The sequence below is a fragment of the Nonomuraea sp. NPDC051941 genome (assembly GCF_044593615.1).
The window spans coordinates 15607-40183 of record NZ_JBIUCF010000051.1; the positions used below are offsets into that span (position 1 = coordinate 15607).

21 protein-coding genes are annotated in these 24577 nt (G+C 72.5%); 10 read left to right on the plus strand and 11 right to left on the minus strand.

Annotated elements, in window-relative coordinates; genetic code table 11:
* The first annotated feature begins 68 nt into the window (after positions 1-68).
* From ACIHFD_RS53795 to ACIHFD_RS53805, 3 genes are read left to right on the plus strand one after another with little or no spacing between them, the layout of a single operon-like run.
* Complete coding sequence (locus tag ACIHFD_RS53795) at positions 69-1199, plus strand: AAA family ATPase (RefSeq protein WP_350732152.1); 1131 nt, start codon at positions 69-71, stop codon at positions 1197-1199.
* Positions 1196-4750 carry a DUF5682 family protein gene (locus ACIHFD_RS53800; RefSeq protein ID WP_397373511.1) on the plus strand — a complete coding sequence of 1185 codons (3555 nt, stop codon included), beginning with the start codon at positions 1196-1198 and terminating at the stop codon, positions 4748-4750. Before ACIHFD_RS53795 ends, ACIHFD_RS53800 begins: the two co-directional genes overlap by 4 nt.
* Positions 4747-6690 (plus strand): SWIM zinc finger family protein, encoded by a 1944-nt coding sequence (locus tag ACIHFD_RS53805; protein ID WP_397373512.1) that lies wholly within the window; start codon positions 4747-4749, stop codon positions 6688-6690. Before ACIHFD_RS53800 ends, ACIHFD_RS53805 begins: the two co-directional genes overlap by 4 nt.
* 37 nt (positions 6691-6727) lie before the next feature.
* Here the strand turns inward: ACIHFD_RS53805 and ACIHFD_RS53810 are convergent, their stop codons facing one another.
* Genes ACIHFD_RS53810 through ACIHFD_RS53820 form a run of 3 tightly spaced genes read right to left on the minus strand, consistent with a single transcriptional unit; the run spans position 6728 to position 10142 of the window.
* Positions 6728-8533: an alpha/beta fold hydrolase gene (locus ACIHFD_RS53810; RefSeq protein ID WP_397373513.1), complete on the minus strand. Its 1806-nt coding sequence runs from the start codon at positions 8531-8533 to the stop codon at positions 6728-6730.
* Positions 8530-9117, minus strand: a complete 588-nt coding sequence (locus tag ACIHFD_RS53815; protein WP_397373514.1) for a TetR/AcrR family transcriptional regulator — start codon at positions 9115-9117, stop codon at positions 8530-8532. Before ACIHFD_RS53815 ends, ACIHFD_RS53810 begins: the two co-directional genes overlap by 4 nt.
* 35 nt (positions 9118-9152) lie before the next feature.
* Positions 9153-10142, minus strand: a complete 990-nt coding sequence (locus ACIHFD_RS53820) for an NAD(P)-dependent alcohol dehydrogenase (protein ID WP_397373515.1) — start codon at positions 10140-10142, stop codon at positions 9153-9155.
* A 135-nt stretch (positions 10143-10277) separates the two neighbouring features.
* On the opposite strand from ACIHFD_RS53820, the gene ACIHFD_RS53825 reads away from it, so the two are divergent.
* Positions 10278-12632, plus strand: coding sequence for a LuxR C-terminal-related transcriptional regulator (locus ACIHFD_RS53825; protein ID WP_397373516.1), 2355 nt, complete (start codon positions 10278-10280; stop codon positions 12630-12632).
* Here ACIHFD_RS53825 and ACIHFD_RS53830 read toward each other — a convergent pair.
* The 5 genes from ACIHFD_RS53830 to ACIHFD_RS53850 all read right to left on the minus strand — a co-directional run bounded on the left by ACIHFD_RS53830 (position 12560) and on the right by ACIHFD_RS53850 (position 15953).
* A complete protein-coding gene (locus ACIHFD_RS53830; RefSeq protein WP_397373517.1) occupies positions 12560-12844 on the minus strand; it encodes a protealysin inhibitor emfourin in 285 nt (94 codons plus the stop codon). The genes ACIHFD_RS53825 and ACIHFD_RS53830 overlap by 73 nt on opposite strands.
* Positions 12845-12900: 56 nt before the next feature.
* Entirely contained in the window at positions 12901-14370 is a 1470-nt protein-coding gene (locus ACIHFD_RS53835; protein ID WP_397373518.1) for a hypothetical protein, read from the minus strand.
* Positions 14371-14421: 51 nt separating this feature from the next.
* Positions 14422-14928: a hypothetical protein gene (locus tag ACIHFD_RS53840; RefSeq protein ID WP_397373519.1), complete on the minus strand. Its 507-nt coding sequence runs from the start codon at positions 14926-14928 to the stop codon at positions 14422-14424.
* 117 nt (positions 14929-15045) lie between these two features.
* Entirely contained in the window at positions 15046-15366 is a 321-nt protein-coding gene (locus ACIHFD_RS53845) for a hypothetical protein (RefSeq protein WP_397373520.1), read from the minus strand.
* Positions 15363-15953: a DUF6282 family protein gene (locus ACIHFD_RS53850; RefSeq protein WP_397373521.1), complete on the minus strand. Its 591-nt coding sequence runs from the start codon at positions 15951-15953 to the stop codon at positions 15363-15365. The genes ACIHFD_RS53845 and ACIHFD_RS53850 overlap by 4 nt, the downstream gene beginning before the upstream one ends.
* Before the next feature lie 162 nt (positions 15954-16115).
* On the opposite strand from ACIHFD_RS53850, the gene ACIHFD_RS53855 reads away from it, so the two are divergent.
* From ACIHFD_RS53855 to ACIHFD_RS53870, 4 genes are all read left to right on the plus strand, one after another.
* Positions 16116-16496: a peptidase inhibitor family I36 protein gene (locus tag ACIHFD_RS53855; protein ID WP_397373522.1), complete on the plus strand. Its 381-nt coding sequence runs from the start codon at positions 16116-16118 to the stop codon at positions 16494-16496.
* Positions 16497-16651: 155 nt separating this feature from the next.
* On the plus strand, positions 16652-17608 hold the full coding sequence (locus ACIHFD_RS53860; RefSeq protein ID WP_397373523.1) for a TIGR04222 domain-containing membrane protein: 957 nt from the start codon (positions 16652-16654) through the stop codon (positions 17606-17608).
* Positions 17609-17706: 98 nt separating this feature from the next.
* Complete coding sequence (locus ACIHFD_RS53865; protein WP_397373524.1) at positions 17707-17994, plus strand: ArsR/SmtB family transcription factor; 288 nt, start codon at positions 17707-17709, stop codon at positions 17992-17994.
* Positions 17991-18377 (plus strand): VOC family protein, encoded by a 387-nt coding sequence (locus ACIHFD_RS53870; protein WP_397373525.1) that lies wholly within the window; start codon positions 17991-17993, stop codon positions 18375-18377. The genes ACIHFD_RS53865 and ACIHFD_RS53870 overlap by 4 nt, the downstream gene beginning before the upstream one ends.
* A 180-nt stretch (positions 18378-18557) precedes the next feature.
* On the opposite strand, the gene ACIHFD_RS53875 is transcribed toward ACIHFD_RS53870, so the two are convergent.
* Complete coding sequence (locus ACIHFD_RS53875) at positions 18558-19412, minus strand: SDR family oxidoreductase (protein ID WP_397373526.1); 855 nt, start codon at positions 19410-19412, stop codon at positions 18558-18560.
* Between the two features lie 111 nt (positions 19413-19523).
* Here ACIHFD_RS53875 and ACIHFD_RS53880 point away from each other — a divergent pair, with 111 nt between their 5' ends.
* Positions 19524-19979, plus strand: coding sequence for a MarR family winged helix-turn-helix transcriptional regulator (locus ACIHFD_RS53880; protein WP_397373527.1), 456 nt, complete (start codon positions 19524-19526; stop codon positions 19977-19979).
* Positions 19980-20126: 147 nt separating this feature from the next.
* The gene (locus ACIHFD_RS53885; protein WP_397373528.1) at positions 20127-20843 is read left to right on the plus strand and encodes a hypothetical protein; all 717 of its coding nucleotides are present in this window, start codon (positions 20127-20129) and stop codon (positions 20841-20843) included.
* Positions 20844-20867: 24 nt separating this feature from the next.
* Here the strand turns inward: ACIHFD_RS53885 and ACIHFD_RS53890 are convergent, their stop codons facing one another.
* Entirely contained in the window at positions 20868-21470 is a 603-nt protein-coding gene (locus tag ACIHFD_RS53890) for a nitroreductase family protein (RefSeq protein WP_397373529.1), read from the minus strand.
* Positions 21471-21474: 4 nt separating this feature from the next.
* On the minus strand, positions 21475-24507 hold the full coding sequence (locus ACIHFD_RS53895; RefSeq protein ID WP_397373530.1) for a CARDB domain-containing protein: 3033 nt from the start codon (positions 24505-24507) through the stop codon (positions 21475-21477).
* Positions 24508-24577 lie beyond the last annotated feature (70 nt).

A 24577-nucleotide genomic window follows, 5' to 3' on the forward strand; every position in this document is an offset into this window, starting at 1 on the left:
CTCGGGGCGCGCCCTTCTCCGGGGCGCGCCCATTCCATCCACCGATGACTCAGAGGACTTCTCTTCTCATGACCTTGACCGAAGATCGCGCCCCCTCGGCCCGGCAGGTGCTGCCCGCCGAAGAGCGCCACGCCGCCGAACTCGCCTTCCTCGCCGCCCACGACTCCGGCCCCCGCCCGCCCGGCTGGGCGCTGACCCCGCGCGCGGTCGTCACCTTCATCTGCGGCAGCGGCGACGAGACGCTGGACGGCCGGATGAAGATCGCGCCCAAGTTCGTCGGCGAACGGGCCCTCGTCGAACGCTGCGTCGTCACCCTCGCCGGCGAGCGCGGCCTGCTCCTGGTCGGCGAGCCCGGCACCGCCAAGTCGATGCTCTCGGAGCTGCTGGCCGCCGCCGTGTGCGGCACCAGCGCGCTCACCGTCCAGGGCACCGCCGGCACGACCGAGGACGCCTTCCGCTACGGCTGGAACTACGCCCTGCTCCTCGCCCAGGGCCCCAGCCGGACGGCGCTCGTCGACTCGCCCGTGCTGACCGCCATGCGCTCCGGCCGCGTCGCCCGGGTGGAGGAGATCACCCGCTGCCTGCCCGAGGTCCAGGACGCGCTCGTGTCGATCCTGTCCGACCGGCGGGTCAGCGTGCCCGAGCTGGCCGGGACCGAGGACGCGCAGGTCGCGGCGGCGTCCGGGTTCACCGTCATCGCCACGGCGAACCTGCGCGACCGCGGCGTCTCGGAGATGTCGGCCGCCCTCAAGCGGCGCTTCAACTTCGAGACCGTCGGCCCCATCTCCGACGCCGACGCCGAGGTCTCCCTGGTACGCCGCCAGGCCACGGCCGTCGTCGAGCGCGCCGGCGCGACCTTCGGGGTGGACGACGCCGTGCTCGACGCGCTGGTCACCGTCTTCCGCGACCTGCGCTCCGGCCGCTCCACCGAGGGCTGGGACGTCGAACGCCCCGGCACCGTCATGTCCACGGCCGAGGCCGTGCAGGTGGCGGCCTCGCTGGGGGTGGCGGCGGCGTACCTGCCCACCGGCGACGTGCTGGACCTGGTGCCCGGTCACCTGCTGGGGGTCGTGCGCAAGGACGACCCCGCGGATCACGGGCGGCTGCTGGGCTACTGGGACGGGCCGGTGCGCAGGCGCGCGGAGGACGGGTCGGCGATGTGGCGCCGCCTGTGGGACCTGCGGGAGAACCTCCGTTGACCGCTCAGAGCCTCAATCCGCCCGCCCCGGATCTGAATCCCCGGGAGGCGGTCGCCGAGCTGGCGGCCTCGTCGCGGCCGTACCTGCTGGGGGTGCGGCACCACAGCCCCGCCCTGGCCGTGGTGCTGCCCGCGCTGCTGGACGCCGCCGACCCCGAGGTGGTCTGCGTCGAGCTGCCGGCGGACTTCCAGCCCTGGCTCGCGCACCTGGCCGACCCGGGGACGCAGGCCCCGGTGGCGCTCGCGGGGGCCCGGGTCGACGGCGGGCTCGGGTTCTACCCGTTCGCCGACTTCTCGCCCGAGCTGGTGGCCATCCGGTGGGCCTGGAAGCGCGGGGCGGAGGTGGTCTGCTGCGACCTCCCGCTGTCCGACCGCGGCTGGGACGCCACCGCGCCGGCTCCCCTCGCCGAGGAGGCGGGCCCGCGTGGTGTCTCCTTCGCCGAGGGGCTGGCCAGGGCCGGCAGCGGGCGTGACGGCGACGACATGTGGGACCGCGCCGTCGAGGTCCTCGCCCCCGGTTGCGAACCCGAGGCCGTCCGCCGCGCCGCCCTCGGCGTCGGCTGGGCCCTGCGCCGCGACGCGGAGACCGCGGGCGGCGTGCCCGCGATGGACCTGGCCCGCGAGGACCACATGCGCCGCGTCCTCGCGGTCGCCGCGGCCGGTGGCCGCCGGGTCGCGGCGGTGATCGGCGCCTTCCACGCGCCCGCGCTCCGCCTGGCCTCCGACGAGGCCACCGGCCCCGCCGTGGGGCCGGCTGACGAGGCCGGGCCGGTGCCCGTGACCTCGCTCGTGCCGTACGCGTTCGACCTGCTCGACTCCCGGTCCGGCTACCCGGCCGGCATCCGGGACCCGCGCTGGCAGCAGGCCGTGTTCGCGGCCGGGGGCGATCCCGGGAAGGTCCGGGACGGCGCCGCGCGCGCCATCACGGACCTGTGCCGGGAGCTGCGCTCGGCCGGGCACACCGCGGGCACCGGCGAGGCCGTCGAGACGCTGCGGCTCGCCTGCGACCTGGCCGGCCTGCGCGGCCTGCCCGCCCCCGGGCGCGGCGAGCTGCTGGAGGCGGTGACGACCGTGCTCGGCCAGGGCGAGCCGCTCGGCCGGGGACGTGCTCTGGCGCGGGCGCTGGACACCGTGTTCGTCGGCACCCAGCGGGGCAGGACCGCGCCCGGCACGCCGCGTTCCGGGCTCGGGCCCGCCGTGGAGGCCGATCTCGCCGCTCTGCGCCTCCCGTGTCCCGACAACCCCGAACCTCGTGAGGTACGTCTCGATCCGCTCCGCTCCGACCTCGACGCCCGCCGCGAGGTCGCTCTCCAGCGCCTCCTCGTCTGCGGCGTCAACTACGGCGAGCCGATCGAGGTGATGGGCACGGGCGACGGAGCCGCGCTCACCACCAGGTGGCGGCTGGCCTGGACCCCCGCGGTCCCGGCCCTGCTGGACCTGGCGGGCGTGCGCGGTGTGACCCTCGCCCAGGCCGCGGCCGGGACGCTGCGGGAGACGTACCGCCGCGAGTCGGCGGACGGCGGCCCGACCTGCGCCCTCATCCTCGGCGGCCTGCGCGCCGCGGCCGGCTGCGACCTGCCCGACCTGGTGGCCGACCGCCTCGCCGACGCCGCCGTCACGCTGCCCGCCACCGCGAGCCTCGCCGAGCTGCTCCAGGCCCTCGACCTGCTGGAGGCCCTGCGCCGCCGGCACCTGCCCGGCACCACGCCGGAGGGCCGCGAGCAGGCCGGAGAGCTGTCCGGCACCCTCCTGGAGGCGGCGGTACGCGCCCTGCCGGGGCTTGCGGGCAGCGATCAACCGGAGGACGCGGTCGCCCTGGTCGCCCTCGCCTCCCGGGCCGGCGAGGAGCGCCTGGGCCTGCGGATGGACGACGCTCTGGCGGTGCTCGCGCGTACGGCCTCGCCCCTCATGCAGGGGGCGGCGCTGGCCGCCCGCGTGCTGCTGGACCTGGACGGCCCGGCCTCGCTCGGAGACCGGGCGGCCGGCTGGATCGACACCGCCACCGGCCCCGACGGCCGCCTGCGGCTGGCCCGGCTGCTGACCGGCGTGCTCACGGCCGCCGGGCCGCTGCTCCAGTCGGCCCCGGCGGCTCTCGACCCGCTCATGAACCGCGTGGACGGGCTCACGGACAAGGAGTTCCTGGACCGGCTGCCGGCGTTGCGCGGCGGGTTCGACACGCTCAGCCCGGCCGGGCGCGCCCGGCTGCTGGGGGTGGTGTCCGAACGGCTCGGCGACCGGCTCGACGTGGCCCTGCACGCTCCACCGGCGCTGCTGGCCCTCTGGACCGCCGCCGACGCGGCCGGGCTGGAGGCTCTGCGCGCGCTCGGGCTCCCCATCCCCATCGAGAGCACCCCGGCACCGGCGGATGAACCGCAGGCCGGGACCTCGGAGGAGCCGGAGGCGGTCGCCGTTCCCGTGACCGACATCCACCGCAGGCTGAGGCCCGCGGACCGGTGGCGGTTGCTGCTCGGCCGGGAGTCAGAAAACCTGCCCCCAAACGCCCGCTCGTACGCCCGCGCCCTGGACGAGCTGTACGGGTCGGGCCGTGGCGAAGGCGCCAACGACTTCGGGCCCGCCCCGGGGGACGGGGGCGGCAAGGAGGCGCCGTTCCCCACGGCACGCGAGTGGTCGGAGGAGCTGGAGGCGCTGTTCGGCACCGAGGTACGCGAGGAGGTCCTGGCCCGCGCCGCCGACGCCGGACGCCACGACGTGCTGACCGAACTCGACCCCGCCTCCGTCCGGCCGTCCGTGGACCTGCTGACCTCCGTGCTGTCCCTGGCGGGCGGCCTGCCGGAGCAGCAGGTGGCCAAGCTGCGCCCGCTCGTACGCCGCCTGGTGGACGAGCTGACCCGCGAGCTCGCCACCCGCCTGCGGCCCGCCATGACCGGGGTCGCCACACCGCGCCCGACCCGCCGCCCCGGCGGCAAGCTGGACCTGCCGCGCACCCTGCGCGCCAACCTGGCGCACACGCGCCGCCTGGACGACGGCCGGCTCGTGGTGGTGCCGGAGCGGCCGGTGTTCAGCACGCGTTCGCGCCGGGAGGCCGACTGGCGGCTGATCCTGGTGGTGGACGTCTCCGGCTCCATGGAGGCGTCGGTGATCTGGTCGGCGCTGACGGCCGCCGTGCTGGCGGGGGTGCCGACGCTGTCCACGCACTTCCTGTCGTTCTCCACGCAGGTGATCGACCTGACCGACCGGGTCAGCGACCCGCTGTCCCTCCTGCTGGAGGTACGGGTCGGCGGCGGCACGCACATCGCCGCCGGGCTCGCCCAGGCCCGTACGCTGGTCACGGTCCCGAGCCGCACGCTCGTCGTGGTGGTCAGCGACTTCGAGGAGGGCTACCCGATCGGCGGCCTGCTCGCCGAGGTGCGCGCGCTGGCCGGCTCCGGCGTGCACCTGATGGGATGCGCCGCCCTGGACGACGACGGCGTACCCCGCTACTCGATCCCCGTCGCCCAGCAACTCGTCGCGGCCGGGATGCCCGTGGCCGCGCTCAGCCCGCTCGCCCTCGCCCGATGGGTGGGCGACCGCCTCCGCGGAGAACACCGGTGAACCCCTCCACATCAACCACTCCCGAACCCGCTCCGGAGACGGTCCCGTCCGGCTCTCCCGGTGGCGGCGGGCCGCTGCCGCCGGTGACCCCGGAGGTGGTGGCCGCCGCCGTCGAGAGCCTGACCTCGCGGCTGCGCAAGAAGCTGGACGCGGCGATCGAACAGTACGCCGCCCTGCCCGTCACGGCCGGCGGCGAGGGCGTGCGGATCGCCTGCGGCGAGGACGCGGTCGTCACGCTCTCGCCGGGGCCGTCCGGGGTGATCGCCGACGGTGACCAGGCGTCGTGCAGTTGCCTGCTGGCGCCGCGCTGTCTGCATCGTGCGGCCGTACTGAGTGCCTGCCCGATCGGGGACGCGCTCGCCGGCGGAGAGGAGACCACCTCCCGCGACTCCTCCGACGCCGAACCCGCACCCGACGGAGCCGCGGAGCCGGAGGTCAGCGGCACACCTGACAGTGCGGCTGAGGGGGCAGACGAGGCGACGGGGCCCACGGCGGACCAGGTGGCCGCCGCGACCGGGCTGTGGGCCGCTGCCGCCGCCGTGCTGGCCGCCGGGGTGCCCGCCGCCGGCGCGGTGCCCCAGGCCGAGTTGCTGAGGGCCGCGCACACCGCCCGCCTCGCGGGGTTGCCGGGAGCGGAGGCCGCCGCGCTGCGGGTGGTGCGGGGGCTGCGTGGCGCCCGCGCCCGCCACGACGGCCACCGCCTCGCCGACCTGGTCTCCGCCCTGCGCGAGCTGCTGCTCACCGCGGGCCGGCTGGCCGGGGCGGACCCCGACCCGGCGCTGGCCGGCACCGTACGGCGCAACTACCAGCCGGGCGGGAGCCTGAAGGTGTACGGGGTGTTCAGGGAGCCGGTGATCAGCGCCACCGGGTACGGCGGCGTGGTGACGCACGTGGTCGCGGAGGACGGCCGCTGGTATTCGGTGGCCGACGTCAAGCCGGGCGGATCGGCCCGTGCCCGTGGAGCCGCCACCGCGCCCGTCGCCATCGGCCCCGCCATGCTGAACCACTCCCAGCTCTCCCGTGCCGGGCTGCTGATCGTCGGTGCCACCGTCTCCCCGGATGGGCGCCTCGGGGCGGGCAAGGGCGTACGGGCCACCCCCGTCTCCGGCATGCCGTGGACGGAGGGGCCGATGGCGGCCCTGTTCGCCCGGCCGCTGGCGGAAGCAGCGGGCGCCCGGCTCTCCGGTCACGCCTGGAGCGAGTCGGACACGGCGGAACAGGCCCGCGAACCGGTCGGCTGCGACCTGGTCATCGTCGGCGCGGCAGGCGACCACGTACTGGCCCGCGCGGTGCTGCCCGATTCCGGGGGTGACGTGCGGGGCCACGGTCCGCTGATCCGGCTCGTCCCGGCCAGTCACCATCCCGAGCTGGCCCACGTCGACAACCTGCGGCGCCTCGCCTCCCGTCCGGGCCTGCTCGTACGGGTGGTGGGCCGGGTGGAGCCGGACCGGGTGGCGACGCTGCTCCCGCTGGCGGTCGGTCCGGTCCCCGGCACCGAGGCGACGCTGCGCCTGCCCCCCGAATGGCAGGGGCACGCCGACCTCGGGTACGACCGGCTCCAGGGAGCCCACCTCCCACCCCAGGACGCCTGCCCGCCGCCCCCGGACGGCGAGGAGGTGGACCCGGTGGCCGGCGCGCCGCTCTGGCGGGTGCGCAGGCTGGTCGAGCTGGCCGTGTCCGGCGGGAGGCGGGCGGTGGCCGAGTCGGCCCGCAACGGCGAGTCGTACGCCCAGCTGCGCAACGCCGGGTTCCAGGCCGCCGCCGACCTGGTCACGGGGCTGACCTCCGAGGCGGACCGCCGCAGCCGTGACGTGTTCGGGCGGTTGACGGACACGGGGCCGGACCGGTACGCGTGGGCGTGGGTGGCCGCCGCCACCCACCTCGCCGCCACGGAACGGGCCATGATCCACGCCTCCTGGCAGCCCGAGGAGGCCCTCTGACCAACCCGACCGTCACCCGGGTCGAACGTGGCGGCCCCTAAGACGGCACGGCGGGAGAGCTGGGCTCCCGCACCTCCGCCGAGGGGATCCGGATGGCGCGGGCGAGCTCGTCCGGGTGTGTCAGCTGGGGGTGATGGCCGGCGCCGGGGACGACCGTCACCGTGGCCCGGGGGAGCGTGTCCAGCAGCATGCGTCCCCCGGCGGTGAGCGGGTCGCCGGCTCCCACGATGACGTGCACGCTCCCCGCGTACCGCCGTAGCTTGGCCCGAAGGTCCGCGCGCCGGTCCTCCCGGCCGACGCCGGCCAGGAGCCGGGCGACGTCGGCGGCCACGCGGCCCCGGCGCAGGTCGGCGACGCTGGACTCCAGCGCCTTCGCGTACGCCACGTCCCCGGTGAGCCGCTGGGCCAGCGCCTCAGGGCGTACCCGGCCCAGATACCGGCGGCTCAGGAACGCCGACCGCGCGGCCAGACCGGCGCGCGCCTGGAGGAAGAACGGCGACACGAACGTGAGCCGGTCCACCAGATCGGGACGCGCGAGTGCCGCCTCCAGGGCGGCCGCCGCCCCCACGGAGTGACCCACCAGGTGACGGGCGCCGGTCTCGTCCACGAGGGCGGTCAGCCAGCGCGGCCAGTCCCCGGGCCGTCCCGCGCTCAGCCCCAGCCCGGGCAGGTCCACGACGCGGGCGTGGTCCAGCGCCGCGGCGACCGGGGCCCAGGTGTCGGCGTTCACCGGCAGGCCCGGCAGGACCACGGTGGGCGCGTCCGGTTCGCCGAGTTCGAAGGTGCGGACCCCGCCGGGCGCGGTGAACCGCCGCCGACCTGCGGAGACGGCTCCGAACCGGTGGGCCGCCAGGTGGTCGGCCCAGCGCAGGACGGACGTGGTGACGTCCGGCCTGGCGAGGCCGTGCCGGGCGGCGAAGGCGTCCGCCGGACCTGTGGGGTAGCGGTCGTCCGAGAGGAACGTCAGCGTCTCCGGGTCGGCCTTGGTGAGCCATCGGGGCAGGCGCTTCAGGAGGGACACCGGGATCCGCGTACGCGGCGCTCTGACCTGGTAGTGCTCCGCGACGCGGGCGAGCAGATCGGGCAACGCGGGCGTGTCGTCGTCGAGCACCCAGTACGCGCTCCGCTCGGCGGCCTCGTCCAGCGGGAGCAGGGTCATGAACCGGGCCAGATGGTCGACCGTGACCACCGGCACGAACGTCGTGGCGTCTCCCGGCAGCGCCGCCATGCTGCCCTGCCAGATCTCCTTCACGCTCGACGCGAGGCCCAGCTGCTGGTCCGACTCGCCGGTGACGCTGTCGCCGATCACGCTGGAGGGGTTGACGACGGACCAGGGGACGCCGAGCCGGTCCGCGGTGGCCTGGAGCACGGCGTCCGACTCGACCTTGGACGCCTCGTACGCTCCCAGCGCCTCGTACGTCTCCCGCCGTCGCTCGTCGCTCCAGGGCTCGGGGTCCTGCCCGCCCACCCGGTAGCCGGAGACGTGCACGAGGCGGCGCAGCCGGGGCAGCCCCGCCGCGAAGGCGACGACGGCGCGAACGCTGTCGACGTTGGCGCGGCGGGCCTCCTCCGCCGGCATCCCGAACCGGTAGGCGCCGGCGCAGTTGTAGATCTCGGTGACGTCCGCCGCGTCGCCGCTGATCAGCGACGGCGTCTCGAAGTCGACGCGGAGATCGGCCGGGGCCTCGTCGTGCCCGTGCTCCTCCAGCCAGCGGACGAGCCGCCGGTACGACTCGGGGCTCCGGGTGGCCGCGCTCACCCGTACGCCGGCCTGGCCAAGAGCGAGGATCAGGTGGCGTCCGATGAGCCCCGTCGCCCCGAACACCAGGGCGTGCCGGCTCATGACAGCGTCTCCCCGGCCAGGAGCGCGGCGATGACGTCGGCGGCGCAGCGCAGCGGCTCCACCGACCGCCGGGCGCGTGACATGATCATCGCCCCCTCGACCGTGCTGACCACGGCCGTCGCCAGCGTCCGCGCGGCGGCGGCCGGGCGGCCCTGGGCTACGAGGTACTCGGCCATGGGGTCGATCCAGGAGTCGAACGCGTCCGCGCAGGCCTCCCGCAGCCGCTCGCTCTGCGCGCCCATCTCCAGCGTGACCACCGAGACCGGGCAGCCGAGCTGGAAGTCGCTGTCGGTGAGCATGCCGGCCAGCACGTCGATCACGCGCCGGACCACGTCGCCCGGGCTCCCCGGCTCCAGCGCCGACTCGACCACGAGGGCGCGGAAGCGCTCGGCCGCGAGCGCGACGGCCTTCTCGCCGAGCGCCTCCTTCCCCTCGGGGAAGTGGAAGTACAGCGATCCCTTGGGAGCGCGGGCGTGCTCGACCACGGTGTTGAGGCCCGTGCCGCTGTAGCCGCGGGCCTGGATCAGCTCGAGCATCGATTCCACCAGCCGGGCGCTGGTTTGCGCGCCTTTGGTTCCTATCATGCGGAAAATATAGACCGGTCTACCTATTTTTCCAACTATATGGTGATGACGACCTTCCCCCGGGCGTGACCCTTCTCGAGGTAGCGGACGGCTTCGGGCAGCTCCTTGAGCGGATACGTCCGGTCGATGACCGGCGTGATCTTCCCGGCTTCGGCGAAGTCCCGCAGGAGTTCGAGATCCTCGCTGCTCGTCCGCGACAGTATGGGCGCCAGCCGCTGGCTCACGACCACGGAGAGCGCCATCAGCTTGAGCGGACCGGTGAAGGGCCCCAGCCACAGCCCCTTGACCGGCCCTCCGACGGCCACCAGCACCCCCTTCGGGGCCAGCACGCGCCTGATCTCGGACAGCGAGTGGTTTCCGACCATGTCGATCATCACGTCGTAGCTCCGCCCGGCCCGGGTGACGTCGTCCCGGGTGTAGTCCACGACGTGGTCGGCGCCGATCGAGCGGACCATCTCCACGTTCCCGGTGCCGCACACGCCGGTGACCTCGGCCCCGTACGCCTTGGCGAGCTGGACCGCGAACGTGCCCACGCCTCCCCCGGCGCCGTTGACGAGGACCCGCTGCCCGGCCCGGACGCGCGCCTTGTCCCGCAGCGCCTGCAGGGCGCTGAGCGCGGCCACCGGTATGGCGGCGGCCTCCTCGAAGGTCAGGTTGACCGGCTTCTTCAGGAGCATCGCGTCCTGGTGGAAGCAGGCGTACTCGGCGAACGCCGCGCTGCGCGCCTCCGGCTTCGCCCGGCCGCCGAACACCTCGTCCCCCGGCCGGAGCCTGGTGACGTTCCTGCCCACCGCTTCGACGCACCCCGCCAGGTCGGCGCCCATGCCGATGGGCTTGGGCCGTGACAGGCCGCTCATCGAGCGGACCACGTACGGCGTGCCCCTCATGAAGTGGTAGTCGAGCGGGTTGACGGCGGCCGCCTTCACGCTGACCAGGACGTCGTCGTCGCCCACGGTGGGTGGGTCGACGTCGTGGAGCTCGAGGACGTCGGGCGAGCCGTACCGGTCATAGCGGATTGCCTTCATGGTGCCCCCTTGGACGAGTTGCCGGCAGGACGCGCCGCGCGGCCGCGTCGCTGGTCAGCGTAGGCAGCCGCCTCCGAGCTCCGATATCACGGAAATTCGTGATTTAGGGGGCCAATCGATCCGCCGCCGGGAGTAGTGTCCAGATCAACGATGGCCAGACCGCCGCGCCGCTCGGGCAACCTGCCGGCCGAAGCGACCAGCTTCATCGGCCGCCGCCACGAGCTGGCAGAAGTCAGGAAGAAGCTCACCGAGGCCCGGCTGGTCAGCCTCGTCGGGCCGGGCGGCGTGGGCAAGACCCGCCTCGCGGTGCGGATGGCGTCCGACCTCGGACGCGGGTTCCCCGGCGGCGCGTGGCTGGTCGAGCTGGCCGAGGTCCGGGATCCGGCGCGGGTCGGCGACACCGTGCTGGCGACCCTGGACCTGCGGGACCAGGCGGCGGCCGATCCCCTGGCCCGGCTGCCGGCCCACCTGCGCGACAAGCGGCTGCTGATCGTGCTGGACAACTGCGAGCATCTGCTCGAAGCGGCCTCCCGGCTCGTGACGGAGATCATGAAAGCCGCGCCGGGCGTGAGCGTGCTGGCCACCAGCCGGGAGCCGTTGTCGGCGCCGGGTGAGCACGTGGTGCCGGTGCCGCCGCTCCAGCTGCCCGTGGCCGGGCCCCTCGCGCGGGTCCGGCAGAACGAGGCGGTCACGCTCTTCGTGGAACGGGCCGCGGCCGGTTCGGGCGTCTTCGAGCTGACCGCCGCGAACCAGGCGGCCGTGGCCGAGCTGTGTCACCGGCTCGACGGCCTGCCGCTGGCGATCGAGCTGGCGGCCGTCAGGACACGGGTCCTCACCGCCGAGCAGATCCTCGACCGGCTGTCCGACCGGTTCGGCCTGCTCACCGGCGGGGTACGGGCCGCGCTGCCCCGCCATCAGACCCTGCGTACCGCCATCGACTGGAGCCACGACCTGCTGGCGGCGGGCGAGCAGGCGCTGCTGAGGCGGCTGTCCGTGTTCTCCGGCAGGTTCACCCTCGAGGACGTCGAGTCGGTCTGCGCATGGGACGACGTGCCGGTGGAGCGGGCGCTGGACCTGCTGTCGTCGCTCGTCGACAAGTCCCTGGTGATGAAGGAGGACGCCGGCAGCCTGGCCTGCTACCGGCTGCACGAGACGATGCGCGAGTACGCCGGGCTCAAGCTGCGCGCGGCCGGCGAGGAGGAGGCCGTCGAACGGCGCTGCTCCGGCTACTACCGGTCGAGGTGCCGCCGGTCCGCGGCCGAGGCCCGGGTTCGGCTCGTCGAGTGGCTCGCGTGGATGGACCTGGAGATCGACAACATCCGGTCGGTCCTCAGGCGCTGCCCGGCCCAGGAAGGGGTCGCCCTCGTCTACTTCCTCGGCTGGTACTGGATGACGCGAGCCACGAGCGAGGGCGTCCGATGGCTGGACGAACTGCTCGCCTCCGGCCTCGGCGACCCGCCGACGCGGGCTCATGGGTACTTCATGCGCGGCTTCCTGGCCGTGCTGCAGTCGGATCCGGCCGCCGCCCGCCCGGCGCTCGAACGGGCGGTGGCGGCCGCTCGTGAGGCGGACCTGCGCAGCCTGCTGTCGCAGTCGCTCTCCCTCGCCGCGATCGCCGCGAACATGGCCGGCGATCGCCTGTCCACCAGGCGCCTGTCCGAGGAGGCCCACTCCGTCGCGGCGGCCCTCGACGACCTCCCGGCCACGCTCATGGCGCTGCAGTCGCGAGCGCTGAACGGCCTGGCCGACGGCGACCTCGACGACGTCAGGGCCGCGGCGTCGCAGGGCGTGCGGATCAGCCGGGAGATCGGCGACCTCTACAGCCTCGGCATGATGCTGCTGAACCTCGGCTCGGCCATGCTGATGGCCGGCGCGCTCGACGAGTCGAAGCCGCTGCTCGCGGAGGCCCTGCCGATCGCCCACCGGATCGACGACCGGGTGGCGCAGTACTGCCTGCTCGACGCCCTGGGCTGCCACGCCGCGGCCTCCGGACAGGCGCAGGTCGCGGCGCGGCTGCTCGGAGCGGCGCAGACGGTGCGCACGGGCGCCGGCGCGAGCCTCCAGCCGTACCTGACCCGGCTGGTCGCCCGGGCCGAGGAGTCGGCGACGGCGGCGCTCGGCGAGCCCGGGTTCAGGGCCGAGTACGAGGCCGGCGCACGCCTGAGCCGCGACGCCGCGATCAGGCTGGCGCTCGGCGAGCCGGCTCCCGCCGCCCGGACCGCCCCCGCCGACGCGGGGCCGCTCGGGAAGCGGGAGGCGGAGGTCGCCCGGCTGGTCGCCGACGGGCTGAGCAACAAGCGGATCGCGGCCCGCCTGTTCATCTCTGAGCACACCGTCGACAGCCACGTCCGCAACATCCTGAACAAGCTCGGCGTCAACTCGCGGGCGCAGATCGCGGCCTGGATGGCGGCGTCCGGTCAGGCGGACGGGCGCAGCAGCACGGCCAGCGGGTCGGCCACCTTCGACGAAGGGTCGTCGGAGACCGTGTAGACCCGTCCCGCGCCGTTGCCGACGGTGATCCGGTAGGTCATCAGGTCGGCGCCCACCTCCTCAGACCCGCCCTCGGCCGTGGCGGCGTCGATGGCGGACAGCGCCTCGTACACCCTGGCGGCCTGAGGCTCGGGGAGGTCGTCGGTGTCGTACTCACCGACGGCCTCCTCGATGCCGGCGAAGCCGCCGGTTCTCTCGATCTTCACACGCATGTCTGACTCCCCCTGCCGCACCGCACGATACGGCGAGGTGTTCGCCGGGCTCGTGGTTACTTGAACGCCTTCTTCAGCGCGCTCAGTTCCGAGGCGAGGATGTCGTCGTCGTGCAGCTGGCCCTTGGTCGTCAGCTTGTCGGCGCCGATCACCTGGAACTCCGGCAGCTGCATGGTGCCGCAGCAGCTCGAACGGTCCTGCACCGCGCGCAGGCTGGCCGACGACGCGTCGGCGGGCTTGACGTTGGTGATGTCCTTCGCGGTCTTGCCGTCGCCGGTGTAGTCGGCGTTCCTGAAGTCCATCTCGCCGGAGAGCATCTCGGAGAACGGCGTGGGCGACGTCACCACCTCGCGGAAGGCGAACCGGTTGCGGATGAAGGTCCGGTAGATGTTGGGATCGCCCTGGGCGGCCGAGATCTGCAGCATCTGGTTGACGACGTCCGTGTAGGTGGCCTTGGTCGCGGGCGCCTTCACGATGGCCTTGAACAGCAGCTCGCACAGCTGGTTCGCGACCTCCATGAGGATCACGGTGGGGCTCTTGAGCGCGCCCTGCCTGGTGCGTTCGAACGCGTAGATGTCGGCCAGCACGTCGTAGATGCCGCCGGTGAACACCTGCGAGATCGCGTGCACCTCGTTGCTGACCTCGCTCAGCTTGAGGTCGTTGTCGGCGTTGCGCAGGCCGAACGGCCGGCCGAGCGCCTGCCCGAACTGCTCGGCCAGGGCCGACAGGAACGACTTGGCGTGCAGGTTGGCCTTGGTGAGCGCGACGAGCGCCTCGGCCTGGTCCGGCTGCGCCAGCGTCAGGAAGACCGCGGTCAGGTCGCCGAACGACTCGTGCAGGCCGCCGGTCTGCGGCGGGTTGTCCGCGGCGAGCCAGCCCGGCTTGAGCCCGTCGAGGATCGCGTGGCCGGTCTCGTGCGCCACGATGTCCAGCGAGCGACAGGTGAAGACCTGCTGCGTGGTGCCGGTCGGGGTGAAGAAGAGGAACTTCAGCGCCTTGGCCGTCCTGCTGTAGAAGGCGTTGGCCCCGACCGCGGCGTGCGGGAAGACGGTGAGCCGGTCGAGGTTCCCGCCGGTGTTCCAGGCGAACGGGATGGGCGTGCCGCCGTTGTGGCGCTCGTACATCGTCAGCGTCTCCCGGACGACCGCGTACGTGTGCGAGCAGTCGAACTCCGGCGAGTTGGGGACGAAGATGAAGTCGCCGTTGACGCTGCGCGCCACGGGCGTGGTGCCGGGCAGCTGGGTGATGACCCGGGCGTCGGTGGGCCCGTTGAGCACCGGGTTGGGGATGAAGATCGGCCTGACGCCCAGTTCGGCTACGGTGGGGTCCTGCTTGTAGATGAGGATCCGGGGCCCGACGATCGGCGGGACCGGGATGGGGACCGGAGCCGGGGCCGCACGCTGAATGGGCGCCGGTTCGATCGTGAACGGCGGCTGCAGCAGCAGCTTCGTCGTGTCGGCCACGGCCGTCCCGGTGACCGGGCGGCCCTCAGGGACGCTCTTCTCCCGCACTTCCTGAATGATCATCTGATCTCCACTCCCCGTAACTCGGGCGCGGCGACAATTTGGACGCGCCTATCAAGTCGTGCCCGGACTTGGATAATCAGGTGCACATGGGAAATAAAAGGTTCGATCGGACATTCTGCTAGGGCGTCCGCAGTGGGGTGGCACGATCTTCTCGTACGTGGGGAGGTGCTTGACCAGGCCGGTCGCGCGGTGGAAGGCGATGGCCGTGTCGAAGGAGGCTCGCGTGAAGCCGATGCTCTCCGGCATCTCCGTACGCATGAGACCCGGCAGCTCGGTCAGCGCCTTCGGGTCGATGCCCTTGAGGTAGACGGTCAGCAGCCGCGTGATCTCGGCGGGGTCGGCCCCGTGGATGAAGCGCTGGGCGCGTAGGAGCGCGGCCTGGAAGGCGGCCACCTCCTTGGGCTTCTTGTCGATGATCCGCTGGGTGGTGAACACGACGCCGTGCGCGGTCCGTTCCAGGCCGGGCACGTCACCGGCGGCGGGCGAGATGAAGCGGGTGCCGATGCCGGCGGCGGCCGCCTGCTGGGCGATCGGCTGGAAGAAGGCGAGCGCGTCCACCCGTCCGGCCGGCCAGCCCGCTCACCTTGATCACCGGACCACCCGTTCCGCGCCCGCCGCCCGGGCTCATCCCGCGCCCACTGGCCGGGCTCATGCCGCGCTCACCGACCGGGCCGCTCATTCCGCACCCGCCAGCCGACGGGAGTTGCCGACGGCCATGGTCCGGACGTCCTCCTCGGTGAAGCCCTCGGCGAGCAGCCGGTCGGCCAGCAGGGCGAGACCGCCCTCCACGGGCGGGTTGAACGGCTGGCCGAGGTCGCTGGAGAGCACCGAGTGCTCCGGCCCCACGGCGTCGATGTGCTCGTACCACGCCTTCCAGGTGACCTTGCCGGAGTGCGGCGTGGTGAAGCAGCGTTCGAGCAGGGCACCCTTGGCCGCGAGCGCCCGCTGCCGGTCGATCGCGACCCGCTGGGAGGTGAACTCCGGATGGGTGATCACGATGCGGCGGACGCCCTCCTCCGCGGGGCCGCGTCCACCACCGCGTCGATCTCGTCCGCGCTGAGGTGGCCGGTGGCGAGCGTCAGGTCGTGCCCGGCGATCACCCGCAGCACCTGCCGGGTCCGCTCCAGCACGGCTCCGCCGGGCCCCACGACGTCGACCGGATCGGCCGCCATCCCCGCCTCCCGCAGCTCGGCCTGCAACCGGGCCCACATGGGCGGCGTAGCCCCCTCGGGGTCGCCGGCCGTACAGGCCCGCTGGTTGGCGCTGTCGACGGTGGGCAGCCACACGACCTGCGCGCCACCGCGGGCGGCGATCTCGACGGCGACGGGGTTCATGCCGCCCACGGACGCGTTCAGGGTGATCGCGCCGACCGCGCCGAACCCGGGCACCGCCGCCCGCACCACCGCGGCCCGCTCCGTCGTGGGGACGTAGTGCGACTTGAGCACGAACCCGGCCAGCCCCACCTCCGCGAAGCGCCCCGCCAGGGTGAGGTCGTCTATCCGCCTGCGCATCACATCGGGTGCCACGTGGATGTGGATGTCGTAGGCGCCCGCGACGAGCTCACGGGAATAGCGCGACGGCACCGAGCTCGACGTCCCGCTATGACGCGGCCGCCACTTCTTGCCGACCGCAGGCCCGGATCTTGTATCCGCCAGGGAGACGCGCTGCGTATCGGATCTGTTACACCCTGTGATGGAGCTGGCCTGGGAGCCCTCCAGGCTGCACCGACACGAGGAGAAACCGTAATGAAGTCGAGCACACGCGGCATGCGCATCGCATCGATTACCGGCACCGTCGCCCTCGCCATCCTGGCTTGCGCCGCCCCCGCCACGGCGGCGGCCCCATCCGTCTCCGGCTCGGCCCGGGCCGGAGACATCTGCCTGTACAGCGGGCGGGACTACACCGGCTCGTCGTGGTGCTGGAACCCGGGGAACGGCTACGTGGACGTTCCCCCGGCCCTGCACGACAACGTGGGCTCCTTCATGGCGCACGCCGACGGATGTTTCATCAACTGGATCCACGTCCCCGACCGCAAGGAGACACGCGTCGTCCGGGACGGCGACTACCGCAGGGTTTACAAGGACGACTTCGGCGGCAAGATCGACGCCGTGGCGCCCCGCTGCTGAGCCCCTGAGCCGACCCGGACACGCGGGCCCCGGCGCACGCGGCGCGAAGGGGCCCGCGCGCGCCGGGAAACTAAATGAGCAAAACGAAACCTCTTCCAGGTCCTTACGCGTCTCTCAGATAACCAGCCTCATCGGCTGCACGGAGGGAGGCCGTAATGGACCTTGTCCTGCTGATTCTCTCGGTGGCCCTGGCGGCGATCGCCGTCACCATCGCCTTCGCGATCAAACGTGAGCACGCCGCCACCCGGGCGGCCGCGGCCGGATCCCGCGCGCGCGACCTCGATCATTACGAACTCGCCTATCTGGCGGGCGGATCCGGGAAAGTGGTCGACACGGCCATCACGCTCCTGGCCGAAAGCGGAGAGCTGCGCGTGTCACGGGGGCCGCGCTTCTACACCGTCTCCAAGAGATCCGCCACGGACGAGCCTGTCGAGCGGGAGACTCTGGCCGCCGTCGCGGCGAACGACGGCCCGTCAAGGTTCCTGGTGGGCCGGGCCGTGGGCGGTGGCCCCGCCATGAGGGAGCTGGAGCACCGTGTCGCCGAGCTGGGCCTGATCGTGGCCGATGCCCGTCTCGCACGGCTCACGCGGCTGGCCCGCGGGCTGCGGGTGATCTCCGTCCTGGCGGTCGCCGGGGTCGTCGCAGGGGCGGTCGTGCTCGCCGCAGGCCCGACGCCGTTACCGCTGGTCACCGTACTCGTCCTGCTGGCCACCGGGATCGGCGCGGTGGGCGTGCTCGCCGGCGACAGGAAGTTCAGGCGGGGCAGGCTCACGGCCGACGGCGCGACGGAGCTGGGCCGGGTACGCAAGGCGCACCCCGCGGGCTCGGGAAACGGACCGGTGTACGTCGCGCTGTACGGTCACTGGGCACTGCGCGACACGGACCTGAGCAGGGCGCTGGACACCTACATCCCCCGGACCGCATCTCGACGCAGGCCGCGGTCGACGTCCGGCGGCAGCAGCGGCACCTATTCCGGTGGTTGCGGCGGATCGACCTCCAGCGGGTCGAGCTGCGGCACCGGGTCCTCGTCCTCGGGCTGCGGCAGCGGCTCCTCAGGCTGCGGTGGCGGGTCCGGCTGCGGGGGCGGCGGTTGCGGGGGCGGCGGCAGCTGACCTGCCCGACCTACTCAAGGCGATGGTGGGCGTTGTCCTGAACGGAGCGCGACATCTCCGCGTTGACAGGCAAGTGACGGCTTGCCTATCATCACCGCATGGGCGACGTCTTCAAGGCCCTGGCCGACCCCACCCGGCGGACCATCCTCGACGAACTGACCGAACACGACGGCCAGACCCTGTTCGAGATCTGTGTCCGCCTGACGAGCCGACATCAGCTGAGCCTGACCAGGCAGGCCGTGTCCCAGCATCTGGCGGTGCTGGAGGAGGCCGGGCTGATCACCACGCGCAAGCAGGGGCGGTACAAATTCCACCACCTCGACACCACTCCCCTGGCCGCCATCTTCGAACGGTGGCCGATCACCAGGAAAGGACAGGCACCATGAAGATCTACATCACCAGCGTGTTCGTGGACGACCAGCAGAAGGCCCTCGCCTTCTACACCGACGTGCTCGGCTTCATCAAGAAGCATGACATCCCGCTGGGCGGAGCCCAGTGGCTGACGGTCGTCTCGCCGGAGAACCCCGAGGGCACGGAGCTGCTGCTGGAACCGGACGGGCACCCCGCAGTCGGGCCGCACAAGAAGGCGCTGGTCGCCGACGGCATTCCGGCCGCCTCGTTCCAGGTCCCGGACGTGCAGGCGGAGTACGAGCGGCTGCGCGGGCTGGGGGTGACGTTCACGCAGGAGCCGCTGGCGGCGGGGCCGGTGACCATGGCGGTCTTCGACGACACCTGCGGGAACCTGATCCAGATCGTGACCCCAGCCTAGCGGCGCTTTGCCATGATCGGGGCTGCCGGTGCGAGGGGCGGTGGCCGAGGATGATCGCCAGGCACGGATCTCGTGCGGCGACCGCCGAACTGGGCCAAGGGCTTGAGATGGGCCACGATGACGGCATGACGACCACCGAAGTGGACGTGTCCGCCGAGCCGGCAGGGGGCGAGACGCGGGTCAGGGGGTTCTGAACGCGTCGGCGTTACGTGCGCACCAGGCGGCGAAGGTGCGGGGCTTGCGCCGAAGCAGGCGTTCCACGGTGTCGGTGCGGAAGCCGGCGGTGTCGGCGCGCATGAGGTGGAACCCCTCGATGATGGCCTCGGCCAGCGCCGGAGGTGCCCCGTTGGGGAATCGGGAGGCGACGGCCTCCTCCGCCGTGGCCACCGCCCGGATCGCGATCTCCCGGCCGGCCGCCGCAGCGAGGATCTTGACCTGCTCCGTGATGGTGAACAGCTCCTCACCGGTGAGGACGTACTCCCGGCCTCGGTGGCCGTCACCGGTCAGGGCCAGGGCCGCGACGGCGGCGATGTCGGCGGGGTCGATCGGCGCGTACCGGCCGGGGCCGACCGGATCGAGGACATAGCCCGCCTCACGGATGGCGGGCAGCCAGTCGAAGGCGTTGGTCATGAAGCCGCCGGGCCGCAGGAAGGTGGCCGGGATGCCGGACGCCCGGATGGCCTGCTCGCGTTCGTGGTGCCAGCGGCCCATGGCGGGCATGGGGTCGCCGAGCACGTTGAACGAGGACAGGTGCACGATGTGGCGCACCCCGGCGGACCGGGCGGCGGCGACGGCGTGCCGGGTGTGGTCGAGGCCGATGCCCGGGGTGAGCAGGAACAGCCGGTCCGCTCCGGCGAAGGCGGGCGGCAGCGTCGCCGGGTCGCTCAGATCCGCCACGACCCGTTCGACCCGCTCGGGCAAGGCGGCGGCGCGGGCCGGGTCGCGGACCAGGACGCGGAACGGCACGCCGGCCTCGTCCAGCTCGCGGACGAGCTCGCGGCCGACGTTTCCGGTGGCACCGGTGACCAGTATCATGAGAACCCCTAAATCGTGTACCGGTTAATGATCGAGGGGAACGTTAACCGGTACACGATCTGCTGTCAATCGCCCCATGCCGCGCTCGCGACATCACCGGAGGTCCTCGACGTGCCTGAATTCCTGGACGTGCACAGCAAGACGTCGAAGGCGCTGCGGGCGGCGGCCGAGGCGGCCGTGCGACGCCACGGGCTGCACCTGGGGCAAGATCACCTCCTCGCGGTGCTGTGGCAACAGGACGGCCGCACCCCGGGCGAGGTCGCCGCCGCGCTGAACGTCACCACCCCCAACGTGGTCAAGGCGGCCAACCGGATGGCCGCGGCGGGCCTGCTCACCCGACGCCGCGACGACCGGGACAACCGCCTGGTCCGGCTGTGGCTCACCGACGCCGGACGCGCCCTGCAGGCACCCATCGAGAAGGAACGGCGGCTGCTCGAGGAAAAGGTCACCGCCGACCTCACCGAGACCGAACGCGAACATCTCCTCAGCGCACTCAGGAAGATCCACCGATCGGCGAACGCCCTGCTGGAGGCCCCCATCGAGCACCACGGCCCGGCCACCACCTGACCCTGGGCCGGCGAGGCGACGCACCGGCCGAACCGCTTACGCCTCGGCCATAAAGGCCAAAGCGGTCACCCTGAGTGGCGGCGCCTGCACATTCGGGAGAACATCGAGGGGTACCTGGAACCCCCCGTCCCGGCGAAGGAGCCTCGCATGCTGGCGAAAGTGGCCGATGGGATCGCTGACCGGTATCAAAGCCTCCAGAGGTGGGCGAGCGAGCGGTTCGCCGACAACCCCCGCGAGGCGGAGATCGCGAAGTACGCGGTCATCGTGGTGTGCGTCTCGGTCGTGGCCCTCGTCTCGGTCACGCTGTTGTGGCTGGCCGTCATGGTGCTGGGCGGCCTGGTCAACGGCGTGGCCCATGGCCTTGCCACCGGCCTGACGTGGGCGCTGGAACGGGTGGCCGACTGGCACCTCACCGAGGTCGTCACCAAGCCGGTCCATGACTACGTCACCGCCCACGCCGCCGGCCTGCCCTCCGGAGCCGAAGCGATCTGGTCGGCTTGGGCGCTGACCGGTCCTGGCCTGTGGCTGCTCTGCTGGCTGCTGCGGTCCTGGGGAGCCCGCCTGGCCTGGGTCCTGTACGGCGCCGGCACGGTCGCGATGGTCTACAGCGCCAGCCCGGCCAATGGGCGGTTGCTCGCCGCTGGCATCGCCGTCCTGTACTGGGGCGTGCTGTCGGTGTTCGCCTTCCGCGGCGTCGGCCGCCGCCGCCCGACGGTGCAGGTCCACCCGGCCCCCGACGTCAGCACCACGCTGGTGCAGCTGCGCCAGTACCTGAACGAACAGTTCGAGGACGTTCAGGCTCGCATGACCAGCATCGAGGCGGCGGCCAAGGACGAACTCGCCGCCCGGCGGGCAGACTCATGAACCGTTGACGTACCGACCCGAATCCTAGTGTCGATCGCTCCACGAGCCGCGGTGCACGACCTCCTCCAGCGGCCTCCTGCCGCGCTTCAGCGAGGGCGAGCGCTTGTCCTGCGCCCGGTATCCCATGCTGATCACCCCGATCGGCGTGTACGCCTCGGGCACCCCGAAGGCCTCCTTGAACGCCTTCGTCCGCTCGCCCGGCGGGATCCCGAAGAAGCAGGCGCCCAGCCCCTCGTCGACGGCGGTCAGCAGCATCAGCAGCGAGGCGAACCCGGTGTCGATGTCCCAGTACGGCACCGGCCAGCGGGCCTCGTCCCTGTCCTCCCAGCCCTTGTCGCCCTCGGCGTACCGGTCGAGGTAGGCCTGCTTGTGCGACAGGGCGACGATCAGCAGCGGCGCCCGCCGCAGCCCCGTCCCCCACTCGGAGTCGTCGGTGGACGCCTCCCAGAACCGCTCGCGGTCGGCCGGATCCTCCAGCACCAGGAACGCCCAGCCCTGGCTGAACCCGGCGGAGGGTGCGTGCAGCGCGTTGCCGAGGATCCGGTCGACCACGGCGGCGGGCACCGCACGGTCCGGGTCGTAGTTCCGGACCATGCGGCGCCGCCGTACCACCTCATGAAACTCCATAGGGTCAGTATCGCTCGGCGATCCCCGTGTTGATCTCGACGAGGGCCACCATCGCGTCCGTGACGCCGATGAGGTCGGGATCGGCGAGGGTCTGCTGCGCGTGCTTGGCGGCCTCGCCGACCGTGCGCAGGTGCAGCCGCTCGATCGTGATCGTGCGGACGGCCGTCGCCGCGTTGATCCGCCTGCTGCCCAGGTTGAAGTACGTGGTCAGCAGCTCGGCGCGGAGGTTGCGCGGCGGCAGCAGCGGCAGCGTGAACGCGGCCGCCACCTCGTGCTGGGACAGCTGGCCGTCGGGCGTCGAGCCGTCGATCCCGTCGAAGCGGGTGTCGGTGGCCTGGACCCTGGCCAGCAGCTCCGATGTCCGCATCGAGGGGAAGGCCAGCCAGATGCCCTGCGGGCGCGGGTCCCTGCTCGGCGCGGTCTCGGTCACGGTGCTGGTGGAGGTCGCCGTGGCCGGGGTGTAGGAGCAGCCCTTGGCGTTGCCGTAGGAGACCTGCGACTGCCCGGTCAGGACGGTCCCGCCCACCACGAGCAGGCTGGAACGGCTGCTGAAGGCCACGGTCGTGGTCGAACCGGCCGCCAGCGTGCCCAGGTTCCAGGTCAGCGTGCCGCCGGCGACCGCGTCAGGCTTGGGGCCCGCGCCCTTGTCGAGGGCCGTGCTGTAGTACACCTCGGGCGGCAGCTTGTAGGTGAGCTTGGCTCCGGTGGCGCTCGCGCCTCCGGTGTTCTTCACCGTCAGCGTGGTCGTCACGGCCTCGGCCGCGCCGGCGGTGGGCGTCGCGCTCGCCGTCAGGGTGAGCTTCGGCGCCTTGACCGTGGTCGAGGCCTTGCCGGTGTTGTCGGAAGTGTCCTCCTCCGCGCCTCCTGCCACGTTCTTGCCCACGACGGTGGCGGAGTTGGTGACCGTGGCGGCGTCGTCGGTCGCGCACGGGATCGCATAGGTGAAGGTCTCGCTGCGGCTCGCCCCGGCGGCCAGGTCGGGCAGGTCGCGGGCGACGGCGGTGCCGTCGGGCAGCGTGTCGGTGAGCTTGACGGACTCCGCCCCGCCCTTGCCGACGTTGTCCACCTTGACCGTGTAGGTGAGGGTGTCGCCGGGCTCGGCCGACTCCTTGTCGACGGTCTTGGTGGTGGCCAGGTCGGGCGTGTAGAAGTCCTGGAAGCCGGCCTCGATCTTGGCCGCGGTCACGAAGTCGATCTCACGGCCGGACTCCACGCCGGCGCCGGGCTTGGAGACGTCGAGCTTCAGGTGTCCCCAGTCGTCGTAGTCGGTGAGGATCGGGTCGCGGCCCCTGTCGTCGCTGCCCGCCAGCGGCGTCGACTGGCACGTGTTGTCGGACCCCTGGATGATCGCGTCGCTGAACTGGACGTCGTCGCCCATCCTGGCGGAGTCGATCGTGTTGTTGGTACCCGCCAGGACGCACACGTCGTCCTCGGAGTTGATGTCGGCCGCGATCGTGGGCGGGTCCTCCGTCCCGTTCACGTTCCAGTCCAGCCAGTCGACGGCCGGGTCGACCGGGCCGTACTGCTCCGACTTGCTGGGGATCTTCCAGCGCGCGTAGTCGTCGCCGGGGCCGATGGCCTTGCTCTCGTCGAGGTGATCACGGTCGAGCCGGGGCATCCTGCCCCGGCTGTAGTCCAGGCGGCGGGGCGCCGGGTCCAGGCCCGTCGGGATTCCGGCCGGCTCGTAGGCGTAGTTCATGATGCTGAGGTAGTTGGGCTTGTAGTTGGTCCGGGTGTCGCCGCCGTGGGCGAGCCCGAGCGCGTGTCCCAGCTCGTGCATCAGCGTGCCGGCCTGGTCGCGGGCCGTACCGGAGAAGACGACGTCCGGACCGCTGCCTGGCTTCATCAACTGGATGTCGTCGGAACCCTTCTTGACCTTGCTGTTGCAGACGTGGTCGGGGCCGACGCCGATCTGGCTGCCCTTGAGGAAGTCGTCTCCCACCACGGTGGAGTCCAGCTTGCCGTTCGGGCCCCCGTCGACGCACCACGTGCGCCACTCGCCGAGCGTGACGATGAAGTCGCGATTGCCGCGGCCGGGGTCGCAGCACCGGCCGGAGACCATGCTGCCGGCGGTGAGGTCGTGGGCGAAGATCGTGTAGTGCGCGTACGGCGCCAGCTGCCCTGGCAGGTCGGCCGTCCTGGCGTTGGCGAAGGCGGTGTCCTTCTCCGTCATCACGGCCTGTTCCGGAATGCCCGTGCCGACGATGGGGATGAAGTCCACCCCGTCGTCCAGTGGGACGCCGCCGTAGGGGCAGGGCTGGGTGGCCTGGGCCGGGCCGTCCTCGAAGGCGCGCCTGAGCTCCTGGAGCGCGGCGTCCTTGGGCCGGTGGGTGTGCTGGGAGTCGCCGGTCATCCAGTCGATCCACACGATGACCGTTTTGCGGCAGGGGTTGGCGCCCAGCTGCTTCAGGTCGAACCTCATCGAGTCGTCGGGGTTGCGGATGCCGAAGCGCTCGATGACGTCGGGGATGCCGTCGCCGTCGATGTCGGGCAGCGGGCCGCTGGTCCGCTCGATCCTGAAGCCGATGCCCGCCCGCTTGCCGTCGTGCGCATTGGGGAAGTTGGGGTCGCCGTCGCCCTCCACGTAGGTCTGACCCGGCGTGAGCAGGTCACCGGGGTCGGTCCAGGTGTCGGTGCCGATGTCGTACTGGAGCTCGAGGTCGTCGTCCTGGTTCTGCGGGCTGATGTCCAGCTTGTCGTCGCCACCGTTGAGGCCGCCGTCCTCGTCCCAGAGGCGGATGAGGATCGGCACCTTGGTGGTGTCGTCCGGGACCTGTACGTCCTGGGTGAAGATCCACGGCGGGTCGAACGTGCTGGGATCGAAGTCGTCGTCCTCCACCGCGCTCCTGCGCTGCAGGTCGCCGTTCCCGATGCGGATCTCGGGGAAGTAGTTGCCCGTGCCGTTGTCGGGACTCTCGATCTGGTGGATCTTGTTGATCGTGAGCCGGAGCGTGACGCCCGTACTGGCCTGAGCGGCGGGTGTGCTGACCACCACCAGGCTGAGCGCGATCAGGGATAACACTGTGAGTAAGCGCATGCTGCCAGGATGAAGTGACCTCGCGGGACGCACATGAGTAAGGTCTACTCAGAACCTTGGGCGCTTCGCG